Annotated in this window: 9 protein-coding genes and 1 other annotated feature; all 9 genes read right to left on the bottom strand. The window is 30.8% G+C overall.

The genetic code is table 4. The features are described from left to right. Position 1: 1 nt before the first annotated feature. A complete protein-coding gene (locus CXP39_RS02690; RefSeq protein ID WP_027047959.1) occupies positions 2 to 316 on the bottom strand; it encodes a ribosomal-processing cysteine protease Prp in 315 nt (104 codons plus the stop codon). A gap of 5 nt (positions 317 to 321) precedes the next feature. Beyond that, on the bottom strand, positions 322 to 648 hold the full coding sequence (gene rplU, locus CXP39_RS02695) for a 50S ribosomal protein L21 (RefSeq protein WP_027047958.1): 327 nt from the start codon (positions 646 to 648) through the stop codon (positions 322 to 324). Between the two features lie 8 nt (positions 649 to 656). Beyond that, positions 657 to 735, bottom strand: a sequence feature (ribosomal protein L21 leader region). Positions 736 to 807: 72 nt separating this feature from the next. Then, positions 808 to 1,140: a hypothetical protein gene (locus CXP39_RS02700; protein WP_027047957.1), complete on the bottom strand. Its 333-nt coding sequence runs from the start codon at positions 1,138 to 1,140 to the stop codon at positions 808 to 810. A gap of 25 nt (positions 1,141 to 1,165) precedes the next feature. After that, positions 1,166 to 2,050: a 16S rRNA (cytidine(1402)-2'-O)-methyltransferase gene (rsmI, locus tag CXP39_RS02705; RefSeq protein ID WP_027047956.1), complete on the bottom strand. Its 885-nt coding sequence runs from the start codon at positions 2,048 to 2,050 to the stop codon at positions 1,166 to 1,168. 49 nt (positions 2,051 to 2,099) lie between these two features. Beyond that, positions 2,100 to 2,570: a transcription elongation factor GreA gene (greA, locus tag CXP39_RS02710; protein ID WP_027047955.1), complete on the bottom strand. Its 471-nt coding sequence runs from the start codon at positions 2,568 to 2,570 to the stop codon at positions 2,100 to 2,102. A 66-nt stretch (positions 2,571 to 2,636) separates the two neighbouring features. Continuing rightward, positions 2,637 to 4,403 carry an excinuclease ABC subunit UvrC gene (uvrC, locus tag CXP39_RS02715; RefSeq protein WP_027047954.1) on the bottom strand — a complete coding sequence of 589 codons (1,767 nt, stop codon included), beginning with the start codon at positions 4,401 to 4,403 and terminating at the stop codon, positions 2,637 to 2,639. 65 nt (positions 4,404 to 4,468) lie between these two features. Beyond that, a complete protein-coding gene (locus tag CXP39_RS02720; RefSeq protein ID WP_051591840.1) occupies positions 4,469 to 7,480 on the bottom strand; it encodes a DNA translocase FtsK in 3,012 nt (1,003 codons plus the stop codon). Between the two features lie 85 nt (positions 7,481 to 7,565). After that, positions 7,566 to 10,283, bottom strand: a complete 2,718-nt coding sequence (oppA, locus tag CXP39_RS02725) for an oligopeptide ABC transporter substrate-binding protein OppA (RefSeq protein ID WP_027047952.1) — start codon at positions 10,281 to 10,283, stop codon at positions 7,566 to 7,568. A gap of 31 nt (positions 10,284 to 10,314) precedes the next feature. Beyond that, complete coding sequence (locus CXP39_RS04085) at positions 10,315 to 12,183, bottom strand: ATP-binding cassette domain-containing protein (RefSeq protein ID WP_027047951.1); 1,869 nt, start codon at positions 12,181 to 12,183, stop codon at positions 10,315 to 10,317.

Below are 12,183 nucleotides of genomic sequence, written 5' to 3' on the forward strand. Positions count from 1 at the left end.
ATTAACGTACCTCCTTCAATTCTACATTTTTTGGATATTGAATAGCAATCGTGTCTAATTGTATTTGCAACATTTTTAACATTGTTTGAAGCTCTACATTATTCAAGTTAATCACTTTAATAATAATTTCATTCTCCAAAACTTGCATTTCAACATCTGTTTTGTGATTTATATCAAAAGCATTCATAGCTCCACTAACAATTCCTGTAATTGCGGCACAAACTAAATCACTGCCGTAGTTTCCAGCATTTGCATGACCAGAGATTTGAATTTTTTCAATTTTGTTGTTTATAACTTTTAAATTAATTTTAACCATAAATGTTACTTAGCTGCTTTTGATTCTGCAGTTCCTACTGAAATGTTATCAATAACAACTTTTGTAAAAGGTTGTCTATGACCATACACTTTATTAACATTTTTCTTTGGGTGATATCTAACTACACGAATTTTTTTACCTTTTCCGTGTTTTACAATTGTACCAGTAACTGTTGCTCCTTCAACAAAAGGAGTTCCAAATTTACCATCTACCATTAAGACTTCGTCAAAGACAACTTTATCATTAGCTTCTCCGCCAATTAACTCGATATAGATTTCTTGTCCTGATTCTACCTTAATTTGTTTACCACCAGTTTTAATGATTGCGAACATATATAATTCCTCCAGTCTAGACTCGCCTTTGCATGTGAGAAATATATCTTCTTGAAGACATGCTTTTAAGAGCGGTTGAAACTTTATTTTTCAACATATATATAATACTATAAATTGTTAATCTATTTCAATACAAAAGCTCAAAAGTTTTGAGTTTAATTAAGTAAAGTCATAAAGCTCAGAGTTTTCTGTTGCTAGTGAATTTTGCTGAAAAGTTTCTACTTCGTTGTTGGCTTGATAATCATCGCTTAAAAATATGCTGTCCAAGTTTTTAAGTTTTGTTGTGTCATCTCAAGAACCACTAACTGAACCTACTTTAAAACTTCCCTTATTTGGATGATTATTTATAACATTAATTCCTACTAAAGTTCCCACAATTTCACTAACCACTAATGTCGAAGCTGTAATAAGCTTTCCCAATCCTGCTAAAAAAGCCCCACTAACAGCGCCTCCTTCAGTTTGTTTCATTACTGCTGCTGACATTTTTTTCATTGTTTCACCCCTAAAGTATTAGCAATTATTTGTAAAAGTCTAAATAAATTTTATAAACCTCATTTTTTTTCTTATTGTACAAATTTGCAACTACTTCACTTGCCTGCTTAAGTTTAAAACCCTTTGCCAAATAGCTTGCAACTTCATCAGCCAATTCTTGATCTGTTAAGTCAGTTTTGCAATTACTAAACTGATCAACTACGATTACAAATTCACCCTTTTCAATGAAACTTTCTGAAGCAACAAACTTGGCAACTTCCAATGTAGAACCAAAAATAAACTCTTCATTTATTTTTGTTAGTTCTCTGGCAACTAAAATTTTTTGTTCTTTGTCTAAAATTTCTACTAACAGGGCAACTGTTGATTTAATTCTATGCACAGATTCATAAAAACTGACAATTGCTTCATTATTATATTTATTGATAATTGAAATTAATTCCTCTTTTTTAGTTTGCTCGGTTTTATGCTCAATAAACCCATGGAAATAATTTTGCTTATTAGTGAATCCGGCAGCCACAATTGCATGAATATATGCTGGGCCTACGTTAACAGCTGTAACATTGAATTGAGTATTTGTCTGATTGATTCCATTGATAAATGCTGCTCCAGGATCAGAAATAACTGGGGCTCCTGCATCAGAAACAATAGCAATATTTTTACCATCACTTAAGGCTTGATTAATTTCTTTAATCCGTTCCGTTTCATTGTGCATATGCAAAGAAATTAGCTTCTTTTTAATGTTAAATTTTTTAAGTAAAACTTGAGTATTGCGAGTATCTTCACAAGCGATAATATCAACTTCATTTAAAATTTTAATTGCTCTATTACTCATATCATTTAGATTACCAATCGGTGTACCAACGAGATAAATAGTTGGTCAATTATTTTTAAAAGTTTGTTGTACTTTCATAATGCTCCCTTTCTTTATAAATAAAAACCCATACAAAAATGGGTAATAATTATTTAACTTTTTTAATTGTAATTTTATATGGTTTAGAAACTTCTTTAATTTCTACAGTTGTTCCTTCTTTTTGACCTAACATTGCTTTAGCAATTGGAGATTCGTTTGAAATTAAATTTTCAAATGGGTCAGCTTCAATAGCTCCCACTATTGTTATTGTTTTTTCTTCGTTTGCAATAGTTGAAACATAAGTTACAGTTGAACCAATTTTAACTTCACCTTTAGCTCCATTATTCGCATCAATAACTTTTGCTTGGCTAATCATTGCTTCAATTTCTTTAATTTTTGCTTCAACTTCTGCTTGTCTATTACGGGCAGCATCATAATCAGCGTTTTCTGATAAATCTCCTTGATTACGTGCCTCTACCAATTCTTCAATAACTTCTGGTCTTACAACTTCAATTAAGTGTTTCAACTCATTGCGTTTTTCTTGTAAACCTTCTTTGGTTAAGATAATTTCTTTTGCCATTTTAATCTCCCTCACATGATATTTTTAACATATCAATTATATAATAAGTTGCTCTTATATTCTATACTATAATTCCCTATTTTGTAGATAATCCATAAGCTGGCTAGTTAGCTTTTTATTTTTGAGAACTTTATTCAATTCTTCAGATGTTGCAGCTTTCATATCTGAAATCGTGTTAAAGCCTTTGAATAGCTCCTGAAGGCGTTTTTTACCCATTCCTGGAATAGATTCAAACTCACTTCTTAAAAAAGATGTATTTTGTTTTTTTCTAAATCCTGATTTGGCATATTCATCAACTCGAAGTTGAATTGATGCCAAAAAATTATATAACTTTACATTTGATTTAATAACTATTTTATTTTCATCAGTATCAAGCAAATATTCAGTTTTATGATAGTTATCTTTAACTAAGCCAATTACTGGAATTTTCAAGTTTAGTAGTTCTATCTGTTCTTTGGCGGCATGAACTTGAATTATTCCACCATCCATAATAATTAAGTCAGGAAAATCTCGTTTTTCAACTAGTGCTTTTTGATAACGACGGTAAATCATATTTTTTAAACGCTCATAGTCTGAAGGTTGTTCGATTTCAATATTATACTTTCTAAAATCATTGCGTGAAGGCTTGCCATCTTTGTAAACAACACAACTTCCAGTTACAAATTCATTTCCAATGTTTGATATGTCAAACATTTCAATATGATAAGGATATTTTTCAAGTCCTAAAATACTTTGAAGTTCTTCAAGAAGCAGCACTTCATTATTTGCAAATGATTGCGAATTAAGTTTTGTTTTAATCATTGTCTCTTTAGCATTATTTTCAGCCAATTCCAATAATGTCTTTTCAATATTTGCTAAAGGATGAGTACTAATGCTTTTAATATTTTCTCTTAGATTTTCAAAATCCATTTCCTGTGGAATGATAATTTGGTTAGGCAGCATATTTCGATCATAAATTTGATTAATATAGTTTGATAATAATTCACTTGTATCTTGTTCATAATAGTCTTGAATGTGTTCATCTTTAAACAGTAGTTTTCCAAGACGATAGAATAATGTAACAAAAACAATTTTATCATCATCAATTAAGTAAGTAATCACATCACGATTTTTATCATCTCTTAGTTCAACAGTTTGTTTAGTTGTAATAAAATTCAAACTATTAAGTTGTTCTTTAATTCTTTGAGCTTCTTCAAATTGCAAATTGTCAGCAGCAGCTTGCATCTTTTGCTTTAGACTATTTTCAACTTCTTTCACATCACCTTTAAAAAATTTATCTACTTTTCTAATTTGGTGCTGATAATAACTATAATCAACAACTTTGAAACAAGCTCCTGAACACTGATTTATATGATAATATAAACACGGTTTATTTAGGTTTCCTTTACAGCGACGTAATGGAAACAAGCGTTTTAGTGTAATCAAAATTTCTCGAGCGTTTGAACCTTGAGGTAATGGTCCGTAGCTTCGCAATGCTTTTTTATCATACTTACGAATATACTTATATTGTGGATCAGATTCATTAGTAATAATAATATATGGATAACTTTTATCATCGTTTAATAAAACATTAAATCGTGGTCGATATTTTTTAATTAAATTTTCTTCTAAAACCAAAGCCTCTTTTTCATTATTAACTACAAAGTAATCAAGGTTAGTAATTTCTCGAACTAGTCGAGTCGTTTTTATATTATGTGCTCGATTAAAATATGAAGCAACTCTGCGTTTTAATCGCTTTGCTTTACCAACATAAATAACTTGATTTTCCTTGTTGTAGTATATATAGCAGCCTGGTTTGTCAGGGAGATTTTTAATTTTTGCTTCTAAATTCATTTTATTTCCCCTTTTAAAGATTTTATTCCATTTAAAAAAAACAAAAAAGATGACAACATCTTTTTTTATTTTTCAACTAATACTTCCCGAGGTTTTGAACCATTTTGTGGTCCAATAATTCCGTTTGCTTCTAAATCATCAATAATATTGGCAGCTCGATTATATCCCAAATTAAACTTTCTCTGAATTAACGATGTTGATGCTTTACGTTGCTCAATTACAAAGGCCTTAACTTCTTCAAACATATCATCAGCTTCGCCGTTGCCTGTGGCAGCACTGCCCGAAGCCAAGTTTTGTTTATCAAATGAGTTTTCATAACTAACAGTTTGTTCTTTAATTGCGTGAGCAACAATATCATCAATTTCTTCATCTGACATATACGCTCCCTGAGCGCGAATTAACTCAGATGAACCTGGTGGCATGAATAACATATCTCCACGACCTAATAATTTTTCAGCTCCAATCGAATCTAAAATTGTTCGTGAATCAGTTCCAGTTGTTACTGCAAAAGCAATTCTTGTAGGAATATTTGTTTTAATAGTTCCAGTAATAACATCTACGGACGGACGTTGTGTTGCCACTATTAAATGAATTCCAGCAGCACGTGCCATTTGCGTAATTCTCATAATTGATTCTTCAACATCTTTGCGACTACCTGTCATCATTAAATCTGCAAGTTCATCAATAATTACAACCAAAAATGGCAATTTTCTACGTCCAGTTACTCGACTATTGTAACCTTCAATATTTCTAACACCCTCATCCATGAATAATTCATAACGACGTTCCATTTCCAAAACAATCATTTTCAAAGCATTAGCTGCTTGTTTCATATCAGAAATAACGGGCGCTAGCATATGAGGAATTTTTGTATAAACAGATAATTCCACTTTTTTAGGATCAATCATTAAAAACTTGACTTCATTTGGCTTAGCTCTTAACAAAATTGAACAAATTAAGGTATTAATCATAACTGATTTTCCAGAACCAGTTGATCCAGCTACAAGTAAATGTGGCATTTTATTTAATTCAGCAGTTAGGGGTTCTCCCAAAACATTTTTTCCTAAAACAAATAGCAATTTGGAATTTGCTTTTTCCTTTGGAATTGATTCAATAATTTCTTTCATTGAAACCATTTCAGATGTCTGATTAGCTATCTCAATTCCCACTAAGTTTTTTCCTTGAATTGGTGCTTCCAAACGGATGTTTTGGCTCGCCAGAGCAAGTTTCAAATCATTCTCCAAAGCGGTAATACTGTTAACCTTAGTTCCATGCTCTGGTTGAACTTCAAACTTTGTCACTGAAGGTCCAATAATTGTATTAATAACTTTCGCTTTAACTCCAAATTGGTCAAAAGTTTCGTTAATTGCTAAAGTTTTCAATGCTGCAATTTCTTTATTGGCACGTTCTTTTGCATAGTCATGCTCTATTTGCTGAAGAATATCACTTGATGGCAATTTATAATTACGATTAAGTATTGGTTCTTCAATTGTTGTTGCTTCCAGATTATCATCTTCAATTTCAGGTAATTCAATGACCTTAGCAATTTTGGGCTCTTCAACTTTAATTACGTCTTCAATTATTTTTTCAATCGAATTGGAACTAGATTTACTTGAAGTTATCTTTTCAACATTTTTAGTTGAAGTTGATTCAGTATATAGGGAATCAAAAAACTCTGTATCACTTAAAAAATCATTTACTGACTCTTGAGCTGCTATTTTTGTAGACTCTAAATCAATAATAGCATCCAATTCGTTATTTATTTGTTTTGGTTCATCCACTATTACTTCTGGTTTTGGTTCAGCAACTAGTCGGTCTTTTTCATAAGTCTTAGTTAAAAATGAATCAACAACAATTGGAGTTGCAGCTTCTCGTGCTAAACGTCGCTCTTTTAGCTTAGCTAAAATTTCGTCATCATCACTTAAATATTTGGTTTCCAGTTTTGGTTTGTTAATTTCTTTCTTAGAATCGTTGCTTATTATATTTTTGGCATATGAACCTTGCATGCCTAAATCGTCATCTTCAAAAATACTATCCAATTCAGTCAAGTTAGCAATTGTTGGATCTTCATCATACTTTTCAAAATTATCATCAATTTCAATTTCTTCTAAAAATAAATCAGGTTTAGATTGTTTATGATAAGAAGGCAATTGAATAGTCAAATCAGATTCAATAATTGATGCTTCAATATCAGAATTCTTGTCAAAAACATTTAATGAGTTTCAACCATTATGAATAAGCACAGGTTTTTCCTTACTTATAGTCCCTTCATCGATTTTAGTAACTTCCAAATTTCGAAGGCGAACTCCAGTTTTGTTGGGATTGTTTAAGGATTTTAGTGACAAAATACGCAATCCTTTCCCTTTACGATATTGGGGTTTTTTTAGTAAATAAATAGGATCACCAGTCAAAATTCATGATATATCTAAAAATAAGAAAACACTAATTAAAATATATGACACTGGAATTGATAAATACATGAAAGTTCCTGTTAGTAAAGTTCCTGCAATCCCTCCTCCAGAATATAAATTAAAATATCCTTTTGGATTAATAAATCAATCCAAAGTTTCACTATAAAAACCAGCTTCAAAAATCGAATGACTTTTTCATTCCGTAAAATAAGTATCAAAAACAGCCAAAAATGAATTTCTCTGTCAAATTTTGTCAAAGTGATAATCTTCAATTGGATTGTAAGCTAAATTAGTTGTTAGAATTAAAGAAATTAGCCAACAGCATAACATTACGGTTGCCAAAATCATTGCTAAAAAGCGCTTTTTAAATTTAAAGCGAATTCCAGCATAAATGCAAATATCAATTAACATTAATAGCAAATAAACGGGATACTTAAATCATCCAAAAAGGAAATTAAAGAAAACATCATCAAAAAATTGCCCGATGATAGTAATTCTTCCCAACGAAAATAAAGTAAAAACAAACAGTATTAATCCTGAAACTACTCAGGCAATTGAATCTTGCTTATACTTTTTTTTAATTGCACTAAATGCAACTGTACGTTCATCGTTAAATGTATGATGGGCGATTACTTTATCATTGCGCTTTAAACTGCTATTTGCCATTTTTGCCTCCTTTTATTGCCTATTAATAAATTATACTAAAATTCTTAAAATAAAAAAAAGGCAAAGCCTTTTAATTTATATATACTTAAGCTTTTTTAACTAATTTTCCAGAATTTTTTGAATATTCTCACAATGCTGATGCATATTTTGGATCCTTTGCTTCGAATAATTCTTTTTCCTTTTTATAAACTTCCTTGTTCATTAAAGACTTAGTCATTTTTGCACCAAATAAACGGTATTGACTACTTCCAGAAGGAAAGGCTGCTCTAGTAAACGGATTGGTATATGATAAGTACATTGTTGTTGGTCCTGTTGGGACATACAACGGCAAAATCATATTTGAATTAAAGATCACATTATACTCTGCTTGCGCAAATTGATCATAACGTGGTTTATATTCACCAATTAAATCGGCTGCTTGAACATCATTTGTATATGTTTCTAATGCTGCTTTTAATTCTTCAAAATATTCAGACTTACCAGATTTTGTTAAATATTCAGTTGGCTCCAAACTAACTTCTTTTTGCTTTGTATTTGATAATTTAAAATATTTTGAAAACCTTTGATAACTTCCATACTCTCCACCATAGATTAATGTATGTAAAAAGTTGTAGGGATCATTATAATCAGGTGTTCATCCACCAACCATAAAGTCATAAGCTCCTTTAGTTCTTAAAGTTATATAGTTAGCTGAATCTGTTGACTTAATTTCTTGAATATCAATTGGATTACCTGCAACTGCATTAAATGAACCTGTCATATTTAATATAGCTTTATTTGTAGTAGAACTAGTATTCCCATTGGTTAATATTTTAAAAGTAACCTTTTCATTTCCTGTTACTTTTTTAATATCTTTACGAACTTGTTCTTGGAAAATAGCAATTTTAGTAGCTTCATATTTAGTATATGCACCCTGAGAAACTGCTGCCTCAACTGATCCTGCGGCTTGAATCTCTTCGCTCTGTTTCACTAAAATTTCTTTAAACTTTGGAGCAATGGTTTTATCATCATCGGCTTTTTCAATTGCATTTAAGGCTAGCAAGTCATTTCTTCTAAAAGCGTCATAACTATCAGTTACATTTTTGCTAAAATTATAAGTCAAATTAAATTTTTCTTCATCTTCACTAATACCGGGCTGAACATTATTAGCTGATTCTTTCATTTTGTCAACATAAAGGTCGGCCACGCGATCAGTATAGTCAACTGTCTCGTTATTTTCATTTTTATAAGTTGCAAATCCTGAACCAGTGTAAATGTTCTTTAATAATTTAGAAATTTGGTTTCCGCTTTGATCTACATTATTATCCTTTGTATCCATTGCGTCAGAATAATACTTAGCTAGTTGAGTTCTCTCCATTAAATAAGCCAAATATGCTCTAACTGAATTTTGAGACAAGGCTAATGAAGAATCTGCAATTGTACTATTTCCAGTTTCATAGTTGTAGTTGTATAGTAAGAAAAATGAGTTTGTATTAGGCTTTTTAATATCATGAGCTCCCTCAAAAACGGGATTATTAAAATCATCACCAACATATTTAGTTCATCCTGAAAAATCAGTTGGTGAAATTGCAACTTCACTAACATCTCCTGCTTCAAAAAACAATCTTGGCTTAGAAACATCAACATTTCCGACAAATGAATAAATTTGTTTTTTAATATATGCTTTATCTTTATTAAAGTAATATGGATTAGCTTTTAAACTAATTACAGTACTTGGTCCATATTCATCAACAACATATCCCCCAGATGATCAAATATTTTTGTATGATTCACCGTAAGTATAGCTTGAATTTTTATGACCATAGTTAACAGATGTTGGTGGCATAGGAGCTAATGATAAAAATCCTGCTATTGATTCAAAATATGGAGCTGGTTTTTGTAAGCGTATTGTCAGGTTGTAACCTTCAGCCTCTTCAGAGCCTTCGACGTTAATTTTAGTTTTTTCTGTTTTACCGTCAATAACGGGAGACGCTTTAATGATTCCCCCTTTTATCATAGATTCAATGACATACTCTTGGTAATCCTTGTCATTTAATTGGGAGTTAGTAATTATCTTGTTCACAATTGGTTGACTAATTTTTCCTGATGAATCACTAAATGTTGTTTTTCAATCAAAACTAGCTTTTTCTTCACCAGCTCATTCATTTTCACGATTATTGCCTTCGTCTAATCAATTACCATAAGCAACATTATAATACATAATTGCTGAATCAATTGCTTTGGATACACGAACATTTGTTTGAGGAGCAGTTTCTTCTCCTTTAGGTTTATTATTGTCAAAATTTTCTGGATAATCTTTGATCAATTTATCAATGAATTCAACAATTTCATTTCCTTCAGCAATAATTGTTGCTCAAGAACCAGTTGTTTCTGACTGATTTCTTGGATTAAGAACAAATCTAAAAGCATCGTAAAAACCTTTTCCGCCAATTTGTCCCTTTTGTTCATAAGTATTATTATCTTTTAATCCTGTTCATTGTGCTTCGTCACGAACGTTAAAATATCATTCAACAGATTTCTCATCATGGCCTCATCACTGAGCTAAACTTCCCTCAAATTGGTCATACGCATTTGGAGTAATTAAAGTATCTTGAAGTTGAGATAAAATGATGGCATCTTCGTTTTGCATTGTTGATCCAGTTGATCAAGAAGTCATTGGGAATTTAAAAGTTCCTCTAAAAACTTCTGTGTTAACACTTCTAGCCAACAATTTAGCATTCGTAATTGGCCCACAAGAAACAACAGCTGTAGAAGCTGATGAAACAATCGTAATAGCCATTAAACTAACTAATAATTTTTTCATAATAAATCTCCTTCTTTTAATACTTTTTTAATTATTTTTTACTTTGCGTTTTTTTAAATTTAGCATACTCAGTTTTATATTTTTTTAGTTCACGTTCATTTGCATAAACAAAATGCCCGTTAGCAACTTCAACTCATTTAGGGAAATCAGTTATATAGTCAGCATGTTCAAGTTCTGGCTCATATTTATAATGTATCTTGTTTTTTTCTTGCTCAGGATCGGGTAATGGAACTGCACTTAGCAATGACTTTGTGTATGGATGTAATGGATTATAGAACAACTCATCAGCATCAGCCAATTCAACAATATCACCACGGTAAATAACAGCGATTCTATTAGCAACAAATCTTACAACACTTAAGTCATGAGCAATAAAAACATAAGTTAACTCAAACTCTTTTTGGAATTTAGCCAGTAAGTTCATAACTTGAGCTCGAATTGATACGTCCAAAGCTGAAATTGGTTCATCGGCTACAATAAAACTTGGTTTCATAACTAATGCACGAGCGATTCCAATTCGTTGACGTTGACCCCCTGAAAATTCATGTGGGTAACGTGATAGATGTTCTGGAAGCATTCCTACAGTTGTTAATAAATTTAGAATTAAAAACTTTTTAACTTGTGAATATTTTACATTTTTAATAGTAATATGTTCTTCAACTGGTTTATCTTGATTAAATCATTCAACATAAGCTTCAGCTGCTTGTTCATTTTTATATAACTCTGGAAAATTATCCAAACCTTCAGCAATAATTTCTTCAACAGCCATACGATCATTTAAAGATGACGCTGGATCTTGGAAAATCATTTGCATTGCTTTTTTAAGATTATGTTTATCACGAGCATTTGGCAATTTGAAATTATCTGCTTTATTAATTTCTTTTTGAATATGCGGTAATTTTAATAGCTCCTGCATTTCTGTTAGTTCTTTAACTAATAGAGTGTTATTTTTAACTGTATTAGAAATAATACGACGTTCAATTGTTTTAATATGTTGCTTTCTTGATTTGCCAGTTGATGATAAGTCCAAATTAAAGTAATGAGTTTTTTTAGCAACGTCTACCAAAGCAGAAATTGCCTTATGATGTTGAACAATAACTTCCAATTCTTTTCCTAGGTCATTAAAGAATTTAGTTACAGATGTATATTTACCTTCAATAACTGATCTACGAATAGCCTTCATTTTTTCTAAAGTCTGATAAATTTTATTTTCCAAATCTTTAACACCTAAAATTAATTCGTGAGTTTCACGTTGATATTTAACAACTGCTTTTTCCAACTTAACATCAACATTTGTATATTCTGAAATAGCATCAACAAATTGCATAGTTTTTTCCTGAATACGAATAATTTTTAACAATCTTTTCAAATTGTCTTTAACTGATTCTGCAACATAATTTAAATTAGCATCTCTTTTTGTTGAAACAATTTTTGTTGTTTTTAAATTTGTTCCTTCTGGAATGATTCGATTAATTCCATCTGAGTATTCTCTAACTTCTTTAGTTTTAAAATCATAGTATTTTGATTCAACATATTTATGGTAAACACGTTTAAATTCTTCAACATAATCATTTAAGCGATTTGTTGTTGTATTTTGATTTATTTTCATAATTTTAATATTACGTTCAATTGCTAAATTTAGTTTATTTAAATCTGGTGGAGTTCCATAGGCTACTCGACTGTTAAAATAAATTGTTCCATCCGATACAGGTTGAATTCCCATAATCGCACGTCCTACAGTAGTCTTCCCAGAACCAGATTCACCCACTAGACCAAAAGTTTCACCTTTATAAACGTCAAAACTAACTCCTTTTACAGCTTTAACTTTACGACGCCCTGTTCCAAATTCAATCAATAAGTCACGAACTTCAACGATTGCTTGTTGTTTTTTATTTTTCAT

The organism is Mesoplasma syrphidae (genome assembly GCF_002843565.1).
Classification (GTDB): Bacteria; Bacillota_I; Bacilli_A; order Mycoplasmatales; family Mycoplasmataceae; genus Tullyiplasma; species Tullyiplasma syrphidae.